Raw genomic sequence first — 21,677 nt, 5'->3', positions numbered from 1 at the left:
CAATCCCATGCGGAACATCCTGTGAAACGAGATTTTTCGGGTGGTGACAGGCACTATCACTCAATTTCCATTTCACTATTTTCATCATCAATCGATTTCAGCCTCTTTAACCACTTCTCAACTGAACCATCCTTAAACAAACTCAGCAGCGTGCCCTCACTGAATCGATCCGCACGAATGGCCCCCATCATTAGCGCTAGAATACATTGAGCATCCAGAGAATCCACGTCATGCATACTAGCACTAGCCAATGTAAGACCCTTCCTCTCTAGAATGGATAGATAATCGGTCAATTCATACTCTCGATGGCTTGAGGAGAATTGATAAAACTCTTTGACAAATGAATCGACAAGCTCTTTATAATGGACAAATGGCATATGAATCGGATTTTCCGCTGTGCCATCGTTTTCGTTATCAATCACCCATTCTCCGAAGGAATCGGCCTCGCTTATTTTTCCTATATATTTTGTTAGTACGTGAAACTTACCAGGAGAGCTTTCACTTTTATTAAACTTGCACCATTCATCGTAAATAGTACGGAGCTCATGATCTAAATAGGTTAAGGCCTTCTCTCTCAAAATATCTGGAACCCCATAATAGGCTTCCGCAATAGCCCCAGTAATGGCTGCCAGCGTATCACTGTCACCACCAATGGAAATGGCCGTCCGAATGGCATCTTCAAACGAGGCTGATTCTAGGAAAGCTACAATCGCCTGCGGGACAGTGCCTTGACATGTCACATCAAAGGTATAGGTGCCTCTGATCTCATCCATCGTAAAATCCAATTGATAATAATCTCTGTTAATCGAATGTCGGATTTCACTTTTGGTGTATCCATGTTTTGCCATAAAAATAGCCATCGCTGCAGCTTCGGAACCTTTCATCCCCTCATCATGATTATGCGTTGTCTCGGTGATAATCCCGGATAATCGTCTTACCTCCCTCTCCGTTCTTGCGAATAAGCCCACAGGACTTATCCGCATCGCCGCTCCGTTCCCAAAACTGTTATAAGGTTCAGGACTATCTTTGAAAATCCATTGCGAAAACTTCCCGCCAAAACCACAATTCGGATACATGCGCCCTAATCTCTGCATACATGTAACCGACATTCGGTTAAGGAGTGAGTCATATTCAGAATCATCCTCCATTGCGGTAGAAGACTGAATAACTTTCTCCGTCTCCATAAGGGCTTTTGCAATGGCAAGCGTCATAATACTGTCATCTGTCACCCGACAATCCTCATGAAAGAGTTCAAATTCCTTGCTTTTATGATTATTAAATTCAAAACGTGATCCAACAATATCACCTATAATGGCTCCAATCATCCGTTATCCCTCTTTTTCTCATATTCGTATTAGTATGCATATTTTCACGGAAAACTTACATCAAGCAGTTACCTTCTATTAATATATTAATATAATTAAATCCCCTTACATAATTTCTAGTAAAGGAATTAAAAAATAGCTACAATATTAATGAATACCATCATAAAAAGATCTCTACAATCAAATGTGATACGTGTTCCTTAGATTCTCATCTTTAACTTTTTGCGTACACATCATTACAAAGTTTTTGGTTTCGGATATGTTAGTTCATTGTAACTAGGATACTTCGATGATAAAAATAGCTGATTGTGCAATTGACTCCTTTACTAACAGATCCATGAAAAGACACATTCCTGGATGGGAACTTATTTTCAGGATTGATATTTCCTGATGGAATATGCTTTCGTACGGAGTTTCTCAAAAAACATATTTCAAACCGAAGCAAACGAGGTATTAGTATAGTAAACAACTATTTAAGGCATAGGAGGCGTTCATAATGGTGAAAAACATAGTTGGCTCGTTATTAATTGGTTTAATGGCGGACATTCAAATCATTATATATGCATATATCACCTATTGCATCCTGTATACGAATCTTTTTGAAGAAGGAAACGCTCTTATTCAAATGGGGATTGGCCCCTATTTCACCTCCCATCTGCAATGGGATGAATATGCATGGATTTTTATCGCATATAGCCTAATTGGTCTTGTCGCTTTCTTCATATATCGTTTATTCACTTACAGAATGGATGATTTAACGACCAGAATTAATATGTCCCTCTCCATACTGGTCGTATCCTATGTTTATATTGCTTACCCTATTGTACCCTTCCAATCCCTTATAAATCATTGCCTGATAATCACATTGACACTCATCCCGTTAGCTGTCGCAAGACTGATCTATGAATGCGTGACCCGCGAACAGTTAGTCAATGGTAAAATATATCGTTCTACTAAACCTCACCTTCATCTCGTATAAAGAACACAAAAAAGGTTGCTTCCAAGCAACCTTTTAATCTTAATAAACGCATACTCAATAAACAATGATGACTAAGTAACCTATCTATCATCGTTAATGCGCTACACTCCTCTGTAGCAGTTTATAAACAAAAACCGGGGGCTGACTCCCCCAGTTTTAATCGGCTAAGTAATATTCTAGTACGGCTTCTATTTTCTCTGTGTTTTTTGAAAAAGTGACTTCGTGAATCTTAACCCCTTGATGCATCCCCTCTAATTGTTCGATGTACTCATTTATCTGGCTGCAAACGTCGTCTTTAGTCACTCCAACAAATTTGTGCTTCAACAACTCTCTAACAGCCACGTTGCTCACCTCCTTCTATGTTTGTTTTAAAAGCTTAATAACCCCTTCTCTTTATAGTATTCCCCCTTATGAACAAGATCTACCTAGCAATATATTGGAAGGATTACAGTAACTGTAAGGATAGAAAACCATGATTAGAATAGAAAGCGAAAGACCCAAGTAAAACCGACCATGACACAGACTTTAGCACTCTAGTTTACCTCTATTAAAAGCTATATTAAAAAACTCCCCATAGGGCAAACAGATTAAAAATATAATCTGTCTGCCCTATGGGGAGCATATCTATTATGGTGTAATTCAATTCAGCACATGTTCATATCCGTTGAGTTTTATTCTTGTTTGTCTTCAAATATAGAAAGCTCTTCAAACCAATCCTCGGGAGGTTGCTTAGGGAAACCTCGTCTAATGTAATCTTTCCCGCCATCCACTGAAACTTTTCCGCAGGAACAGGTTTTAAAATCATGTCGGTACGTGGACTCAATTACTTCTCCGCACGTTTTACATTTAGCAGCATTCTTGATGATAGAGTTCATTTTATATGACCTCGCTTTTATAGGATACTTCCATTATATATGTGAGAAAGATGGCGAAGGTAATAACTTGCTTAATCACTTTTTTATAACCCTTGCACCATGCCGCCTCGTGATTCCATATCTGATGCATAAAGTTAATAGCCATTGTGTCATCCAGCGGGATGAGATGTGGATACTAGTGAATCATGATAACATGAAACAGCATTTAAATTTTACCGAGGAGTTTTTAAAGCGGCTACGCTGGGAGTGATTTTACTTGCAGATGCTGGGGGTTTATGAGAGGAAGCTTTAGTAATTAGCCTAAGAAATAAGTTTAAAGCATCTCTTTAAACTTATTTCTTAGAAAAATCATATTCATCTCGTGGATTTAGTACAAAGTCACAGCCTCATTAAATTTCTTATAGAGAAAATCTTTATTCAACATAAAACACGTTTCCCGCTTATCTTCAAGAAATCGTTCATATACACCACCAGCATTTCCTTTAGGGGCAATAACAAGCTTATATTCACCATTTATATCAGAAGACGCTGTAGGAAGAAACTCGATATTTTTTTCATCAATGGCCTTTTTTATCATGTTGTATGTTTTGCCGAAATCCTCTACTTCATCAGCAGAAAACGTTACTTTAAATATTCTATCTAATATTCTGTCGCCATTCTTTAATTCCTGACCATCCTTTAGCCCGATATATGCAATATAAATAAAAGTTACTTCTTCAAAAAATCTTTTCCACTCAGAATCCTCCCATGGAGATGTGAAATCTGAAATCTGCAAGGTACTAAAAGTAGCTTTCTCAAGAGGTGTATTATCCTCCCTAATCGGGATGTTTTTTATAAGGAAATTTGATTTACTAAATACTTCATGTTTTATAGAAAGTTCACTATCCTTACCAACGACCCTATCCGACACCATCTTACTCACATTTTTAGGTATTCCTTTAGCTTTGTCTCTTTTAATAAATTGATTTAGAATATTCATTTGACTCATGCCTTTATAAGGCTTTAATTTATCCCAAACAAACCCTTCCGGTGTTACAAAATCAATTGACCTTTTTTCTCTCTGTATCCCTTGCACATGATCTCTTAAAACACCACGAAAAAAAGAATTTTTTAGAGAAAACGCTCTTGTTGGAGCAGGAACAGGAGAGTTAGGTTGTACCGCGGTTTGTCCTTTTTGACCTTTGGTAGCTGCTCCTAAAATTACGGACTGACCCTCAGATAATTCGTGGGCAAGGCCATCTACAACCATCTGTTTTATTGAATAAAAATCGTTTCGTATAATTGGTTCATCTATAGACATATCATACAACTGAAAATCACGGATAATAAAATCTTCATACGGGGCATCTTTTACATATTCATACCAAATAATTAGTAGTTTTCTGTTCTTGGAAATAAGCCTACTAAATTCAAATTCTTCATGTATTATCTTCTTGTAGTTAATCATGCTTAAGGAGATTCGCTCCTTCGCAGACCAAGATCCATCTCGAAGTTTATTAAAGCCGGATACCTTTAATTCAATCCCCAACTCATTGAAATCAGCTTCACAGCGATTATTAAGTTGATAACCATAGAACCCGGTTTCAACAACTTTACCCAACCTCCCCTTATCCTTGCTATTTCCTTGAAGTATATTTTGCTTGTCTATTTCTTTAAAACTTTTTCCAATAATATCTTTAGTGTAATTTAACAATTGTTCTTCTGAAGTAAATTTGACACAAGATTCCAGTCGTTCATCTTTCTTTAATGCACGGAGTATTTCATTTGCAATCAATCTAACAACTGGCACGGTTGAACTCGCTCCAAATTGACGATATGCTACAACATCTGATACTGGAATGACAAATTCATCAGGAAAACCTTGTAAACGAGCACATTCCCTTGGTGTCAATCTCCTTGGATTTCTCCCATTTTGGGACATTATCAGTATATTGGGGTTTTGGATATAATCGGAAAGTAAGGGCCTAGTAATAGAATTTAAATCTGCCAACCTAGCATGTAGCTTGGGATGTCGATGTCTTTGCTGAATATGGAGCCACTGCTTATCAGATAGGGTATACTTCTCATCAACATAATCTTCCAGGATAGTTTTAAGAGCTGGCCCCTGTTCAGGAATATGCGGAAATTCAAAGTTATACGCGTCTTTTAAACCAACAATATATACTCGGTTTCTTTCTTGGGGCACCAATCCTTTGGCATTTATTAGTTGATGAAAAGTACGATATCCCAAACCTTTAAATACATTTATCATTTCATTGATGTGCTTATCATGTGAATGAGAGAGTGAGCCGGTTGTTTCAACCAATAATGCACGGGGTTGCTTTGCCTGAAGAATACGAGTTATTTCATATAATAACGTACCATATTTTACAATCATCTTTCCGTTTTTGATTGAACTATGCGCCTGAGCAGGAAGGCCTGTAATCAATATGTCGTGATCAGGAATATCATATTCATTGATATCACAGATATCACCATAAGGACGTTCACCAAAATTCAATTCATAGGTTTTTTGATTTTTCTCATCAATCTCACTTGAGAAAACACAATCTGCTCCGGCCTGTTCAAAAGCTAGACGCATTCCTCCTATACCTGCCATCAAATCGATGAATTTTACCATTTGATCCAACCTCCTAATTCTAATCAAAAATCCACTTTTTATAAGTTATCATATTTTAGAAGATTAAAATTAAATTCATATAAGCATGATTATTAACAATGTTTTTTTCGCCCCTATTATCCTCTATCACCGCTAAGGCTTTTACCTCATCTTTTAAAAATGAGATTGCGATTCATAACCAAATGGTGCATTCACTCTGTGTTTGAGGTATTCATTAGCTGTCTAAAATTTGTTCTTTAATGTATATCTAATATTCATTTTGCTCCTTTAGGTATAGACTATTAAAGCTGAAACTTCTTTTTTAATATTCCCATTAATAAATGCGCACCAACTCACAAAACATTGGTATATTTCAAGTTACTGGAATGATTAAATTTCACAAAATCATATCATTCGACTCTATAATCAAAAAATTCCAATAAACCAATTGTATCCGTATCAACATTCTTAAACTCAAACCTCAAGAGAAACACTACAAAGGCCTGAGCACTAAAATCTGCACAGGCTAAATAATTATGTTATTTTAACTTTCGCAATAAAATTTAATCTCTAATTCCTTAACCACCCATACTCACCAAACTGTAAGTATCGTGGAGATATAGGATCGGCATAAGGCAGAACATTCTTTGCTTCATATCTTCCATATTTATACTACGTAAAACTCATATAAATTCTTGTCAAGCTCACCTATATAAATTGAAGGTTTACCTTTATATGTTAGATAAACGTTTTCTTTCGCTCTCGTCATCGACACGTACAATAATCGACGATAAATATCAATATTTTGCTTCATTTCATCATCTAGCAGATTTTTAGTATAGGGGAATTTTTCACTTAACCCAGTAATAATAACGTAATCAAATTCCAACCCTTTAGCACCATGCATTGTCAATACTTTAATACCAGGTGTTAAAACACTTCCCTTGTCTTCATGAATAATTTCTGATGGCAGCTTATTTATGTACAAGCTCTTACGCCAATTATCAAGCTTATAGTGTTCAAATACTAAAACACCAATTATCGGATCCCAGCCATCTAACTTTGATTGATGCTGAATTTCTTTAATTATTTCCGCTACTAAGTTATTTTCAAATTTAAATGATTTTGCTTCTAAAACTGAAGGGAGCATTCCAGATTTTTCGGCATCGTATTCTTGGTAAAGATCTTCTTCCGAAAGAGTGGAATCATGTTGTAACAATGAATTTGCTAAATCCATAATTTCTTTCGTACTCCTGAAAGCACCATTTAATACTTTCGTACGTCCACCTAACACGTTAATGCCGACGCTCTTCCAAGTGAAATCTGTTTTATAAATTTTCTGTCCTAAATCAGCTGCAACGACTAACCCTTTATGTGCAGATTTTCGTAGTGTAATTAATTGAATCTCAGCGAGATCCTGGGCTTCATCAATGAAGATATAATCATAATGGAACTTTTCATTTGCTTCTTTTATATGACGATTTAATACATTCGCATAGTCTGACCAACTATATCTATTCTTACGTTTCAAGCAAGCATCCCACTTCTCTAGTATCTCATACACCTTTTGACGATCGGCTGCTTGAAGTGCTGTACCACGACCCGTACGTTTAATTTCCTTATATTCTTTAAATGATTGAATTCCTTTATTTTTAATCCAATTGAATTCCTCGATTAAAAACTTTTTGTATTTTTCATTATTATAAAAACGATGGGTACCGGTTAACCCTTTATAAAATGCATCAAAAATAGCCTTTTGTTCAGGTGGCTTATCATAACCAAGTTTCGATAAAATACCTCTTGCCCAGCTATGATACGTTGATATTTGAATATTTGTAGAATCATATCTAATACCCCTTCCAACTAATTCTTCTTGCAAATATTCTTTTATATAGCTTTGTAATGTCTTATTGTATGTAATAAACAAAATTTTACTATCGGTATCTTTTTCAATAATATTTTGAAGCTTCATCATCAGTACAGTCGTTTTACCACTACCAGGGACACCCTTCACTAAAATATGCTCACCTTTTGAGTCTACCGCGTCCATCTGTACTGGGGTTAAAGTTACTTTTACCATGATTTCACCCTTCTAATCAAACAAATTATTCAACTGATTTCTTAAGTTTTCCGCTTTCTCTGCACGGGATTTCCTTGGATTCCCACCACGTCGAATAGATATATTAATTGGTGTCTGATGCTCATTTTTCTTTATCGATGAATCAGTGTCAACTACAATAATTAAATTTGTCAGCATTTTCAACTTAGCTAATAATTCTCTATTCATCTCTGCTAAACTCACTTTCATGACAACGATCTTGAAACGGACAATATTTACAATGGGAACCTGCATTTGCAAATTGATTCGACTCAGTTACTTCTTTACCAAATAAATGAAGTTGTTTTAAGTTATCCGCAAATCTTATTCCATTAATGAGGAGTTCCCCTGTTTGATAATTCCAACCTTCTCCACGTTCTGCTAAAATTCGTTTCTTGGTATCACTCCAGTGTGGATACATGCTAGATACAAGAGCCCTAATATCTTCTTTTGATAAATTGCCTTGTTTATTATTTGTAAAATAATTTAATTGAGAGATTAATTTCTCATATATATACCGGTGATGATAATTCGTTTCGAAACTAGGTGTCTTTTGTAACATATAGCTTAACACCATACGTTTTTTACAATATTTTCTTGTGAATTCGACTAAAGGTGTTACCTTTGGCTTGTTAACCTCTATTTCAACTTCTTCATAGTCAATCCCACTCAACGCGTGAACGTCTGCATTTTCTTTTGCTTTCTCAGATGCCTCCGTAAGATCTAACAAATCTAAATAAAAGGACCTTTTCAGACCGTGCTCTGACCCTAAATTGGTAACAATGGAAAACTTAATAGACGAAGCATTCAACATGATTACATATAATAAATATTTTGTAATCGCCGCATCGTATATTTTTCGTCTTTGAATGAAATGAATATATTGTCCTTGGTGTTCAGGTGCTTTTTTATAGAGGATATCCATTGAATTACTGTTAAAAGGCCAAGTTACCAAATTTTGCGATAGCGGTAATGCTTTGTTGTCTAAAAACGCTAAATGAACAGACTGGTTCTCGATAAATGGTAGAATATCACCATCCTGCAATGAAACGATTTTACTATCTATTAAACTTTCGCCAAATAACGAGTTATCATTGTTAGCCAGTTCCTCACTTAAGAAAAACCTCAGCCCTTGAATTAAATCTTGCCGATCGAAATTATCAAAATCACTATTACCCATATCTTCGAATACACGTAGTAATTCCTGTGCAACATTAATTTCCTCTTCAATTTCGATTTTTGGAATAATCTCCTCGTTTAGATGCTCCACTAAACGGATTACATAATCTTTAACCTGAATCGTACTTTCAGAAGAAAAAATGTCCTCATAAAGCTTCTCAATTGCTTTTAATACTTCATAAATTCGCTCTAAATTTTCGAAAGTAATGTCATAGTATGATAGAATACGATTTTTATAAATATATACTTCATTGTCATCGGTTACTTTAACATTATCTGGTGTTAGTGCTTCTTCTAAAAGTTGTTTTTCCTTCATGATACTCATAATTTCTTGTTTCCACTCCGCGAAGCTTACCTTCCCAACTAGTCGCTCACGCAACTTTGATAGGTCCCTCACTAAATATCGCGATGAAATATCTTGAACATGAATATATCCGAGTGAAAAAATACGCATCAGTATGTCAACACTAAGTTCCTCTCGATCTATAAATTGTTCCGTCTCTTCATTAAATGTCGTTATACTCAAAGAGTGTAAATCTAGTAAAAATTGACCGATTGGGTAATCTTTTAACGTAAGTTGCCTCAATGTACCCATATCCTCAACTTGAGAACGTACCTCTCGAGCACGAGGTGAAATGATAAAATCATGCACTTCTTTTTCTGATCGCATTTCGTTCTGGATATACTGTTTAAATTGGTACATATGATTAAATTCTAAATATTTATCCGGCATATCCGTTAAATCTAATTCAAAATTCCCTTCACAAATATATAGGAACTTTTGTGCAATCTTATTTAAGAATGGTCTTCTTTTACTAACAGGCATAAATTTATTTTGTTCCTTTTCTAGAAACACATCAACTACTTCAAATACCTTCTTATATTCATGCTGATAATTAATCAAATGAATAATTTCAAAGCCCGCAGCCTGTAAAGCATCAATAATTCGCTGCTGAATAGGTGTAATGAAGTAAAAGCCATGAAGCACAATTCTTTTATTGCTTATATATTTTCTAGCAAGCTTGCTTGCAACCGTAAAAAGTTGTCCTTCTTCCATGTCCCCAGCTATCGGTAATATATTTGCGCTTTGCCGCTCACTATCCTGATATAATAAATCACAAAAAATTTTTATAAACATATTTTCGATATTTTTAGTGTTTGATGCCTGTAATTGCCGCCCCCAATTTTCAAATGCTTTATATGTATCATCTTGCTCAAGCTTTTCCCATACTTTTAAAGCCAAGCGTTCCTCGTATACAACTGATTGTCCTAGCTTTTGTTTAACGGTCTTTGATGTTTCACCAGCTTCTATAAACATTCTTAAAGTCCTTAATAAAACATCCTTATTTTTCGTAACCGCATTATAAATTTTAGGATTTTCATGTGTGTTTTCTTCATTAATTTCACGTAATACTTGAGAAATGAGAGTATATTGCTTTAATTGCGTTTTACTGCTATACCATGGCCAAGTATCATATGAATTACTCTTTGAAATGTCACAGCCAACCATACTTAATATTTGGGCAAATGTTAATATAGGTGCTGTGATTAGTCGATTATCTTCAGCCATATACATCGTAATTCCACTTCGCAATGTTGATGTTGCTGTTATATGAAGAACATCACTATAATCATGAAATAGTGATTGTGGTTCAAATAGTTGATCGACAGTCGCATAAGTCAAAACACTCTGTGACCACATCATTTCGCCCTCCTTTAATTAAATGAAACCATGATGATGGGTTTTGCTCATAACAATTTTTTACAAAGCCTTTCATATCAAAAATGGCAAGACACTCTTTCGCCCTTGTTAAAGCTACATATAAATTTCGGGTTTCTTCTTGTACTAGCTGTGGAATCTCATTTTGTCGCATTTCTTCAAAATGCTCCGCAATATTGGTGAATTTATCCGAAGGCTTATAATACCAGCTGTATTGAATACTACTTGTATCAAGTTTATTTGAATCAATCTTTTTGTCATTTTTAGCATCAATCTCATTGTTATCAGCCTCAGCCTTGACAATAATTTCACAATTTCTAGGTGATTTATAGACAAATCGATCTTTTACATAAGGTAATATAACAGTATCAAATTCTAATCCCTTCGATTTATGGACTGTCATTACTTTAATGTAGTCCTTTCCAAAATCTGCATCATTTAAATCTGCCTCATCCTCACGCGCATTTGTAGTGACCTCAATTCTTAACCAATTATAAAGTGAATACAAATCAACCTGGTTATTTTGCACTGTGTTTGCCATTAACGTTAAAATTTTTTCTATATTTAAAGTATATTGCCTTACCGTCTCTTTACTCCCTGTTTGCAAAAATAGATGTTCGGCATACGGCGTATTTTGTATAAATTCATTTAATACAACTAGACCTGGTGCTAGCTTGAACTGCTTGCTAGCCTCATACCATGTAGATGGTAATTCAAATTGGATGTTTTCCATTTCATAATATTGCGTCATTTCTATCGGTGGTAAAGTAAAAGGCTTACAAAACGCTGTCTGCGCTAACTCAAAAAGTGCAATTTTATCATCAGGATATAACCAAGAATACAATAAAGCTAACATATCTTTTGCTGCAGATGACTTAAATAATGTTCCGTCCTTAACAATTTGTAACGAAATATTTTGCTGTTCACATGTCTCATTTAAAAGCTCGTATATGCTACTTACTTTTGCATTCGTACGTACTAAAATAGCTAGTACACGCACCTCTTTCGGATCTTTACGAGGACGTTTGCTCATTTCATTAAATAATCTAACAATAGCATCTGCGTTGACTTCTTTATGGCACTCAATATAACTTTTAGCAGCCGAACTTTTAGCCTTTGTTGGAATAAGCCTTCCACTTTCAGAAAGGTGACCGTTTTTCTTCCAGATATCAAAAATATCCTCAAGGTTATTTAAGACATCAGCTGCAGTACGATAGTTTTTAATTAATTGTGCAACCTGAACACTTCTGTTGGACCCAGCTAAATATTTTTTTAATAGGTCAAATGCAGTGACATTTGCTCCACGGAATCGATAGATTCCTTGTTTAATATCTCCAACAACTAACAAATAAATCCCAGCTTTAACTGCCAGGTTGGCAATAAATTCGATTTGTAAAATATCCGTATCCTGAAACTCATCGACAAATAAATATTTAAATTTTTCCCCTAAACTCTCCATCGAAACATTGCGTTCAATTAGTAGACGTAAATATCTTGTTAAATCCGATAGCCCTAGAACATCCCGCTCTTGTTTGTAACTTGTTAATTGTTTCTCTACTTGTACCAACGTATGAACAACTAATTGCTCAAAGGGGTTTTTAGTTACATTGCTTATTAGGTCTTCAGCAAAAACACCTTTTTGCTCGACTTTTTTGGAGAATTCCTTTATAAACTCTGTAATTTGATAAAACTCAATTCCTTTAAAATCTTCATCTCTTATGTTTTTCTCAGTAAATGTGTTATGAACTTCCATATCAATGAACTCATTCTTTTTAGCAATTAGCTGTGAAATTTTAAAATCCTGCCCAAGGCCAATTTGATGGCCATATTCAACCAATACAAATTTCGCAAATGCTGGAATGGTCATTATTTTCATCTCTCTTAGTTCGTCCAAGTATTGCAAATAGCGGCTTTCACTTGTTATTTTAAACATATGTAAGAAACGCTTCCTTAAGCTTTCTAAAATGTTATTCGCCGCTTCATTTGTAAATGTAATCATTGCAATTTCATAGACGTGTTCCACAATCCCCATATTTAATAAATAAAGTGCTCGTGATACTAGAGTATACGTTTTTCCAGATCCAGCCCCTGCCATAACTGAAATATCTATATCCGTCATAGCATGTTCTATTCTATATTGCTCTACATTAAAGTTTGTTTGCGTCTTATCATTAAATAAATGCTCATACCGTTCAAAGTTTTTACCATCCACAATAACAATATTCTTTGGCAAATTATGTTCATAGTAGTAATAAGTAATGCCACGCTTAAGCCATTCATCTACTAGAGAGTCTACCTCTTCTACAGTTTTCTTACCGATTTCTAAAATAGAATGCTTGGCTTTTATAGGACTTTCTGGCGATGACTTCTTCCTTAGAGGAACACTCTCTACAAAATCATCAAATTGTTCGCATTCCTCATCATCAATTAAATTTTCAATCGATTTGCTATTTTCTAACAAATCATATACTATCTTCACATCATCTTCACTATATAAAATAAACGTTGCGCCAGATGCGGTGGTTAAAAACTTTCGATTTCCCTTATAGTTGGTACCAAAATAAATCAACTCAAAATTATTTTGACCAACATTTTTTCTATACTTTTCTTGCTTCATTGCCTTCATATGTTTACCACCACTGAATAGCTGTAGCCCTAGCCTTTTTTGACCCTTACTAAGCAAAATGTCCGTTTTACCTTTTAAGTCAAATAAATAGCTAACTTTCACTTCATCAAATAATCCGCTTTCTTTTAATAAAAAATAAAAATGCAAATCTCTAACTAATGAACGATAACCTTTCATCAAAGCCGTCATTTCACAAAAGTAATTATTGTTTTTTATGCAATGCTTTGACAGATAATAATCTTGAAACTGCTGCAACGTCGGTAAATCACCAAGTTTCAAAATTAGTAAATATAGCTCCTTTATTAAAAGCGGCCTTCTTTTTTTAAAGCTTTTATATTCTGCACGCTGAAACACTTCTTCTTTATAAAAAGCTGTTAATTGTTTTTCTATGTAAGTTGAAGATTTGAGTTTTGATAAAACTTGCTTCATGTCAAAATTATTATAAAAATCGCTCATAACAACCTCCTTAAATACAAGCCTACCCACTATATTTTAACTAGTTATTGAATACTACTATTTTATCGTATATATGAATTTATTCCAATCGGACATCATACTATTAACCTATATCCTGTGATATAATTATCCCTTTTCTACAAATCAGAAAAGTTCGCTTAATTTGAAATACAAAAGAGGGTCAAAAAGCCTTATTATCTAATAAAGCCTAGCCCACTGACACTTCGATGAAGGATATCACTATCAACACAAGGAGTCGGAAATGTACGACAAATTGAGACATACATCAACTATTACCATACAAGCGCATTAAAGCAAAAATCGGTTGGATGAGTCCGGTTAAATACCATCTTCACACCAACCAACTACCTGTCTATTCATAATTCTTAATTTTTTGTGGTTACCTCAATGTCAGGAAATCTTTAAAAATTTGTTGTGGCAAGTTAACAAGTAGTTTTTACTAGCATTACCAAGTCTCTTGCGTTTCAAAGAGAGTTTATGCCCCACATTTAGGTGAACGGGGTAAATTCAATCTACCCCTTAATTACTAGGATCGAATTACTCAGTTATTTTTCCTGGTAGTTCCTCTATTACTTCGACGATAGGTGTATCATACCCAACTATTAATATTCCTTTAAGAGGTAACTTTAATCTGTCACTTGAATATAGTGCATCAAAAAACTTGCACACTTCTTCAAAATTATAATTAAGCCTATTTGTTGTTCTATACTCATTTAGTACTGCTATAGTCAAATACTCTACGTCTTGCATCATACAGGCTTGAAATAAATCTTTTAAAAATTGGTTATTCAATACTCCTCTACCAGCTTCAACTTCAATAACAGATCTTAGCTCTTCATTGTATGCATCGGCACGAAAAGATTTTTCTAATACATTATTTCTTCCAAATAAAACTGGTACTTCGATATACTTTCCATCGACATTATGATTTCCTTCTACTTTATAACCTAATTGTAATAATCCTTCTTTACATTCTTCTAATATATCATTGCTCTTATATCTTTTATTCGTAGATGCAATTGTAATTGTCATTTCCGAAAAAACTTCAACAACACACTCTAAGAAATCCGGCAACCTATTATTCTTAGGATAATATTGATAATTTACTGTCATAGTACTACTTCTCCCTCTTTTAATGTTAGACTATATTTTATTTATATTATTTAATAAATTGACATCTATTTGATTACGTTGTTGCAGAGTGATAATACCACCTGCTAAACATAAGGGTGGTCTTCGATTTCTTATATTAGCTCTTTGTTTTACAACTTGAATATTAAAGAATCCATAGATGACAGAAATAATAGCTTCATGATACCTAGTAATCGGCAATCTCACCCCCATTTTCCCCCTATGACTCGGGTAGTTTATCTCCTCTTGTCCTATTAACCAATAGATTATTTCTACAAATTGATCTCCAGTATAATTCTCTTTATCTATAATGATATTAAAATCAAGATTGGCCCTTGCAGCCAAACCATTATTTAATATATTCAATAATAAATCACTTAACTCTATAGCTCTATCTAATCTTCTATTAATTGGGAGTGACAAGATATCATGCTCAATAACATCAATAATATCCCCATGTGACAAACTTTTTCCGTTTAGGGTAAGCCTATAGTCACCAATAGCCTTATAAGTTGGATATTCTAAAATAAGGTTAGCAACATCACATGGGGGTTGATATACTAGGGAATAATCTTTAACCGTTCCAACAATGTTCGCATAATTTTGTGTCATCGTATTAACAACTAAACTATAAGGCATAACATAATCACTCCTTCTAAGATTAATTCAAAATAAATAACGCAGAATTATAAAAACACACTACCAAAATAACAGAATATTATTTTTTTGTATATGTAATTTCAGTAACTTCCATACACTAACAACCATTGGAGACTGTTAACATTATTTTATTCTATCGTTAATCTAAGCTCCTTAAGTTCTTCTCACTAATCGGTCCTATATAAAGGTTTGTTATAGTAATATTCGGAAGAAACCTCCCAGTGCCATAATAATATCTAAAAGAAAAACGGCCTGCGCTCTCTAAGATAAAGAACTCAGGCCGTCTAAATCATTTGGTCCACTTAAAAGAAAATCATAGTATCCTAAGAATCAGCCTCAATCCCCAATTCATCTAGCCTTCTCCACAAACTCTCCATCGCCTTTTTCTTATCATAATAGAACTCTCTGCCTCGAACTCGCCAGAATTTCCAGCCGACCCGCTCTAGATTGTATTGGCGCTGCATGTCCTCTTCCCATTTCTCAGGTCCATGCCATCTCTCGCCATCACATTCCACCGCAAGTCGGTCTCTCAGTCCTTCAATGACGAGGTCAATGCGGTATTGGCCTACTTTGACCTGTGGCTGGACTTTATAGCCTCTGGCCACAATCATACGAAGCACTTCGACCTCAAATGGAGAATCACATTTGTCCTCTAGATTCTCTAGTGTGTCGTTCACTCTTGTCGGGTTCTTGCAGTAGCTCAATAATTTGTAGCGGTAGCAATCCTTCTTCAGCTCATCTAATTCGACTGAGTGATAGAGCCTCATTTGATTTCGCGCACGGCTTGCGGCGACGTTGAAGGTTTGCTGCTGGTCTTTCTTGGTCATGGCCATGAAGCGTCGATTACCGGCGATTACCATGGACAGGAAGATAATATCCCGCTCGTCACCTTGGAGGCTATAGGCATTTCCGCAGATGATTTTTCTGTTTACGAATTCACTTTCCGGAATGGTTGCCCGGATTTTATTCTCGATGAGCGCGGCCTGCTTATTCCCTTGCAGGGCAATGACCCCAATCGTTTGACCATCATATTTCGGGTCAGCGAGCATGCTTTCGATATCTTCGACGATTCTGTCCGCTTCCGGTTCATTGACCATATTCGTTCCTTCTGAGGGGTATCCGTCCTCTACTCTTATCGCCATCACTGGCGGCTCGATTTTTTCATTATCAAAGGGAAGTCTTAACGGAATCATTTGGCCTCCGTAGCTTAGATCATTCGAGAATTGAATGATCTCCGGCACGCAGCGGAAATGCTCCTTCAGCATCAAGCGGCCGTTCTTAGGGAAGATTTGATCCGCGATTTCATACAGAGAAATTTTATGATCAAACAAGCGTTTGTTCGGAACGCCGTCTAAATAACGATTAATCAACTCTTCAATCTCTGCATCCTTCGTTCCTATTCCATAAGGGCTGATTTGCTCGTCATCCCCGACAACGACCACCTTTTCCCCGCGCAGAAGCACAGGGACAGACATGATGTCACATTGACTGCTCTCGTCAAAAATAATGACATCAAACTTCTCATTGCTAATTGGGAAGTTTTCCAGGACCTGATTGACCGGCATGATCCAGACCGGGATGGCGGATTGCGCCGTTTCCATTTCCTTACGGGCATCAGCCAAGAACCGCTTATTGTTCCCGGTTCCTTTCCCATAGCGCTTGATGAAGTTTTTCCACGCAACAAGGGCGCGCTTTTGTTCATCGGTGATCCGGTTGATTTGATTCAACCAGGTCGAATTGGACACGATGCTGGTAATCAATTTCTTCTGATAGTCCTGTTCCGCCTTGATATTATTCTCGATGCGCTCGGCCTCAAATTCCTCATTGATGGTCATCCAATCATACAGGGCTTTAAGCTCCCATGCCTTGTGCACCTCTTCAGGTCTTGGCATATCCTTCGATAACGTGCTCATGATCCATTCCGCCGTCTTATGTGCAAGCGTTTGGAATTTGTCATGAAGATTTAAGAATTGAATAACCTCTTCTTTCTTCTCCCTTAAAGCCTCTAGTTCATCCAGCTTCTCATGCCATCTTGAGGCATCCTTATCTTCTAAAATGGTGATAAATGAATCCACAATCGGGTGAACATGTTGCTCCTTTGAAAGCTCGTTCAGCTGCCCGATGTAGGCATGATAGCCTGTTTCCCACTCTTGATAGTTGATGACATCATAGACATGCTCAACGGCTGTTTGCAGCTCCACATAATAGGCATAGCCCAGCCAATTCGGCTGGTTCAGGGATAGACGATTAGCTGTTTCTTTAAAGCCTTCGATTAATTGACCTAGCTTCATGGTCTTTTCATAGATCGAAATTTCTTGATCGATGGCACTAAAGAGACGCTTATCTTCGAGGTCGATATGGGTGCCGCCAATTTCATCGATATTCGCATTCCATGTGCGGACAGCCTCGTCTTTTTTCTTCTTTAAGAGCAGATGCTGCTGCAGGATGTCTATCTCTTCAACTGTTCGAACGGGCTGGCCATTAAGAATAGGCGTCTCCCAAAGATATTTAGCGTTTTTCCCCTTCGTCATCGTAAAAATGAAATTCGGTTTCTTATTCTCCCGCAAGCGTTCGCCAAAAATTAGAATATCGGACTCTAACTCATAATCCGACTTATTCGGAAGAGTAATTTTGTGTTGAATGATTGCCCGATTCATGGTCGTCATTTCCTCATTCAATGCCTTCATGTCACAGAAGAAGGACGTCCATCTTTCTTTGCGTGAGCCTCCAGCCAGATAATCATCGAGGATTTTCTGTGAGGAGGAACCTTCCTCAAAACCATTTTCATAGGTCAAAATCTCCGCAAGCTCCTGCTTTACCTGCTCGGCATAGGCCAGGTCATGAGGAAATTGAACTTTATCAGTAAACGTGATCGCTTGATCATGCTTTTCTTGCAGCTCTTTTCCTGTCGCCAGCCAGCTTTGCATTTCCTCTGAGCTTTTTAGCAGCTGTGATTCCGGGAGAACGGAATCCTTCAAGCAGAGATCCTTTTCATCTAGTGTACCTCTCAGTTCCCATAACTGATTGAATTCCTGTTCGCATAAAGGGAATCCTGTATCTATGGCAACCTTATCTTGAATCCACTGATAATCAACACATTCCTCCGTCAGCATTTGTGCGACATCTGCTTTCGTGACCGGATTTCCTTTATACTCGATGCCTAGCTTCTCGCTTTTGCTGTATTCAAGCAGCTGGTGTTTGAGCCTGGCTTCCTTTCGTCGGCTCTTATCCAGCTCTTCCTTGTCGCGTGCGATTTCCGTCTCCAGCTTTTCCGTCGAAAGATTCCCGAGCTGCTCGGAGATGGTCCGGATGGAGTTCTCGATTTCTCTAAGAGAATCTCTCCCTCCGCCGAGAACCGGCACACATAAATCACGGATTTCCGCCGGGATTTTCTCCTTCAACACTTTCAGCGGATTTTCCTTTTGGCTCGTAATGAGAATCTTCTTCCCATGGGCCAGTAGGTGAGAGACGATATTCGCAATCGTGTGGGTTTTCCCTGTTCCAGGAGGTCCTTGAACCGTCAGACCGTAATTCGTTGCCAGGCGGCGCGCGATTTCCTTCTGCTCTTCATTGGCTGGTAAGGGGAAATATAAATCCGTCGCTACCTTATCCCATTTCAGGCTATTCTCTACCTTATCAAAATTCACTTCATCCCCGACAATGGAGGCAATCGTGGCTGGATCCTGAAAATCCTCCTGCTGCATCAATTCGATGATTTGCTCTAAATCATTTTTGAGGACTTGATTATCCTTTTTCCGAAGAATCAGGACATATTCATCCACATGTCCAACAGGATCTTTAGAAGGATTGATTGGTTCATCCTCCATCGCCACACGGCCGCTCGCATCGATGATGTTCATAAATTGATTCGATAAATCACGAACATCCTCCTCGAACACATCTCTATAGTGCGCGGTTTGACTAATCGATTGAATCTCATCATTATTCGGAAGCGGAATTCCGCTCAGGATGTTCAATTCAAGCTTATAGCCCTGATTCGTTGGCTTCACAATGACGATACCCTTATCGGCATCAAGCTCAATATCCAGCTTTGTCGTGAACAAGGGATGAGAAATGGTTCCCACTTCATGTTTCCATGTAAAGATGGTCTGCCCTAAGAGCAGCTCCAGTCCTTCACCCTCCACCTGGAATTCCTGATGCAGCTTAAAGAAACGTTCATACAGAGCCTGAACGCTTTTCATCCTCGTCATATTAGCCGCCCAATCACTCCAGGCCGCTTTCCACTCGTTAAAAAGTTTAACCCGATTTGACTCCTCATCGAATTTGACTTCTACCTCTGTCTCTCCTTCTGTCATCACCTTTGGATCAGGCATTTTCGGAGAATGCTTCTCGTTATCATACGAGTAGGTAATCCACTCCCTTATAGATTCATCAGGATCCGGAGGCGTGCTATCTTCCTCGCTAATGGTTTGCCGATGTATTTCTAGAATAGCTTCCTCCTCTTCTCCCTCCCCCATTAAAAACACGCCTTCCCCATATTCTTCAAGGGCCGACTTAATCCACGTTTTTTCATACTCTTTATATTCACGGATAACCTTAAAACGCAGGTTATTCACAGCTAATAAATATTCAAACAACTGCTTTGCTTTGTCACTCAATCAAAAGCACCTCTTTATATTTTCATATAGTAAATATATCACAATGTCATAGAGAGGAATAAATGTAAAATATAGTAGGGTAAGTACACTTATTCATAATGCAATGAATGGAGGGAATAATAAAAACAGTGCACTCTTTAAAGCTGTGCACTGTTTCAAGATGGACAGTAAAAGTGATGTCTACAATCTTATATCCTTTGAACATGAAATGTTATTCCCTATGAGTATATCTCGCTTAAAGCGTAGTCCTGCATGATGCATCAAAGGGTTCTATAGTTAGACTCTTTAACGCTTTAGCTTCCATTCTGCTTTACGAATGAATCATATGTACTAAGCAACTCTTTTAGTTCAGTTGGAAATTCAAAGGGATTCCCGTCTTCATCATAAAGATCTTCAATCACATCATGTTCAATGATTGGCATAAAGGTAAGAAACCCATCTAAAATGGCTTGTTTCATAACGGATACCGGAATCCATTCTGTATGACTTTCACAGTATTTTAATTGTACTTGTGGATGGTCTTTATCCTCATGATTGATTAGTTGATTGTCTGTATGGCCAATAAAAATAATCCATTTCTCTTTATAGTTAAACGTGTCATTGAGGTAATAGCGAACGAGATCCAGCCATGTACTATGCAAATCATCTGTTGAAAGAATGCTTGTACGATTCTCGCCATCTATGATGAATGAAATCCCGCCATAGATAAATCCACTATTTATCTTATATTGCCTTTTATATACTTCCTTACCGTATGAATCATCTAAGCTTACCCAATAATTTTCTTTACTATAATCTATATAGGGTTTGACATTCATCAATACCACCTCTACTCATCCTATTTTACCGGATAAATAGTTTTCACACTGATTTTTTTACTTCAATCTACATTTAGCACCAATTTATAAGAGCCTAACTTAAAGGTCAGCACCTACTAGAAAGTTGCTTGAAAATAAAAAAACCATGTACAAATCGTACATGGCTTTATGACCCCTACGGGATTCGAACCCGTGTTACCGCCGTGAAAGGGCGGTGTCTTAACCGCTTGACCAAGGGGCCAAATGGCTCCGCAGGTAGGATTCGAACCTACGACCGTTCGGTTAACAGCCGAATGCTCTACCACTGAGCTACTGCGGAATAATGATATGGGCCTAAATGGACTCGAACCATCGACCTCACGCTTATCAGGCGTGCGCTCTAACCAGCTGAGCTATAGGCCCATTATGATTCTTTTTGGAGCGGGTGAAGGGAATCGAACCCTCATCATCAGCTTGGAAGGCTGAGGTTTTACCACTAAACTACACCCGCATCTATGGGGCGGCTGATGGGAATCGAACCCACGAATGTCGGAACCACAATCCGATGCGTTAACCACTTCGCCACAGCCGC

At 37.0% G+C, this 21,677-nt stretch carries 12 protein-coding genes and 5 tRNA genes; 1 reads left to right on the top strand and 16 read right to left on the bottom strand.

The window, feature by feature from the left end; translation table 11 throughout:
- Positions 1–56 precede the first annotated feature (56 nt).
- Positions 57–1,325 (bottom strand): ADP-ribosylglycohydrolase family protein, encoded by a 1,269-nt coding sequence (locus tag CYL18_RS19540; RefSeq protein ID WP_104850308.1) that lies wholly within the window; start codon positions 1,323–1,325, stop codon positions 57–59.
- Between the two features lie 496 nt (positions 1,326–1,821).
- Here CYL18_RS19540 and CYL18_RS14815 point away from each other — a divergent pair, with 496 nt between their 5' ends.
- The gene (locus CYL18_RS14815; RefSeq protein WP_104850307.1) at positions 1,822–2,304 is read left to right on the top strand and encodes a hypothetical protein; all 483 of its coding nucleotides are present in this window, start codon (positions 1,822–1,824) and stop codon (positions 2,302–2,304) included.
- Positions 2,305–2,460: 156 nt separating this feature from the next.
- On the opposite strand, the gene CYL18_RS14810 is transcribed toward CYL18_RS14815, so the two are convergent.
- From CYL18_RS14810 to CYL18_RS14735, 15 genes are all read right to left on the bottom strand, one after another.
- Entirely contained in the window at positions 2,461–2,646 is a 186-nt protein-coding gene (locus tag CYL18_RS14810) for a hypothetical protein (RefSeq protein WP_104850306.1), read from the bottom strand.
- 329 nt (positions 2,647–2,975) lie between these two features.
- Positions 2,976–3,179, bottom strand: a complete 204-nt coding sequence (locus CYL18_RS19765) for a DUF7695 domain-containing protein (RefSeq protein ID WP_104850305.1) — start codon at positions 3,177–3,179, stop codon at positions 2,976–2,978.
- A gap of 367 nt (positions 3,180–3,546) precedes the next feature.
- Positions 3,547–5,799, bottom strand: a complete 2,253-nt coding sequence (locus tag CYL18_RS14800; protein ID WP_104850304.1) for a Sau3AI family type II restriction endonuclease — start codon at positions 5,797–5,799, stop codon at positions 3,547–3,549.
- A 646-nt stretch (positions 5,800–6,445) separates the two neighbouring features.
- A complete protein-coding gene (locus CYL18_RS14795; RefSeq protein WP_104850303.1) occupies positions 6,446–7,858 on the bottom strand; it encodes a 3'-5' exonuclease in 1,413 nt (470 codons plus the stop codon).
- A 199-nt stretch (positions 7,859–8,057) separates the two neighbouring features.
- Positions 8,058–10,760, bottom strand: coding sequence for a hypothetical protein (locus CYL18_RS14785; protein WP_146102851.1), 2,703 nt, complete (start codon positions 10,758–10,760; stop codon positions 8,058–8,060).
- Positions 10,708–13,857, bottom strand: coding sequence for a UvrD-helicase domain-containing protein (locus CYL18_RS14780; RefSeq protein ID WP_104850300.1), 3,150 nt, complete (start codon positions 13,855–13,857; stop codon positions 10,708–10,710). Before CYL18_RS14780 ends, CYL18_RS14785 begins: the two co-directional genes overlap by 53 nt.
- A 558-nt stretch (positions 13,858–14,415) precedes the next feature.
- Entirely contained in the window at positions 14,416–14,991 is a 576-nt protein-coding gene (locus CYL18_RS14775; protein ID WP_104850299.1) for a hypothetical protein, read from the bottom strand.
- A 30-nt stretch (positions 14,992–15,021) separates the two neighbouring features.
- On the bottom strand, positions 15,022–15,648 hold the full coding sequence (locus CYL18_RS14770) for a hypothetical protein (RefSeq protein WP_104850298.1): 627 nt from the start codon (positions 15,646–15,648) through the stop codon (positions 15,022–15,024).
- Positions 15,649–15,992: 344 nt separating this feature from the next.
- Entirely contained in the window at positions 15,993–20,288 is a 4,296-nt protein-coding gene (locus CYL18_RS19760) for an AAA domain-containing protein (RefSeq protein ID WP_104850297.1), read from the bottom strand.
- Positions 20,289–20,581: 293 nt separating this feature from the next.
- On the bottom strand, positions 20,582–21,106 hold the full coding sequence (locus tag CYL18_RS14760) for a hypothetical protein (RefSeq protein ID WP_104850296.1): 525 nt from the start codon (positions 21,104–21,106) through the stop codon (positions 20,582–20,584).
- A gap of 169 nt (positions 21,107–21,275) precedes the next feature.
- Positions 21,276–21,347, bottom strand: a tRNA-Glu gene (locus tag CYL18_RS14755).
- A gap of 3 nt (positions 21,348–21,350) precedes the next feature.
- Positions 21,351–21,425, bottom strand: a tRNA-Asn gene (locus CYL18_RS14750).
- Between the two features lie 9 nt (positions 21,426–21,434).
- Positions 21,435–21,508: transfer RNA gene (locus CYL18_RS14745), tRNA-Ile, on the bottom strand.
- Between the two features lie 14 nt (positions 21,509–21,522).
- Positions 21,523–21,596, bottom strand: a tRNA-Gly gene (locus CYL18_RS14740).
- Positions 21,597–21,601: 5 nt separating this feature from the next.
- A tRNA-His gene (locus CYL18_RS14735) sits at positions 21,602–21,677 on the bottom strand.

This window comes from Pradoshia eiseniae, from assembly GCF_002946355.1.
Lineage (GTDB): Bacteria > Bacillota > Bacilli > Bacillales > Pradoshiaceae > Pradoshia > Pradoshia eiseniae.
This window is presented reverse-complemented; position numbering and strand designations above follow the sequence as displayed.

Coding starts and splice junctions, on each gene's coding strand:
- CYL18_RS19540 (WP_104850308.1), bottom strand. CDS start 1,325: ATGATTGGAGCCATTATAGGTGATATTGTTGGATCACGTTTTGAATTT.
- CYL18_RS14815 (WP_104850307.1), top strand. CDS start 1,822: ATGGTGAAAAACATAGTTGGCTCGTTATTAATTGGTTTAATGGCGGAC.
- CYL18_RS19765 (WP_104850305.1), bottom strand. CDS start 3,179: ATGAACTCTATCATCAAGAATGCTGCTAAATGTAAAACGTGCGGAGAA.
- CYL18_RS14800 (WP_104850304.1), bottom strand. CDS start 5,799: ATGGTAAAATTCATCGATTTGATGGCAGGTATAGGAGGAATGCGTCTA.
- CYL18_RS14795 (WP_104850303.1), bottom strand. CDS start 7,858: ATGGTAAAAGTAACTTTAACCCCAGTACAGATGGACGCGGTAGACTCA.
- CYL18_RS14785 (WP_146102851.1), bottom strand. CDS start 10,760: ATGATGTGGTCACAGAGTGTTTTGACTTATGCGACTGTCGATCAACTA.
- CYL18_RS14780 (WP_104850300.1), bottom strand. CDS start 13,857: ATGAGCGATTTTTATAATAATTTTGACATGAAGCAAGTTTTATCAAAA.
- CYL18_RS14775 (WP_104850299.1), bottom strand. CDS start 14,991: ATGACAGTAAATTATCAATATTATCCTAAGAATAATAGGTTGCCGGAT.
- CYL18_RS14770 (WP_104850298.1), bottom strand. CDS start 15,648: ATGCCTTATAGTTTAGTTGTTAATACGATGACACAAAATTATGCGAAC.
- CYL18_RS14760 (WP_104850296.1), bottom strand. CDS start 21,106: ATGAATGTCAAACCCTATATAGATTATAGTAAAGAAAATTATTGGGTA.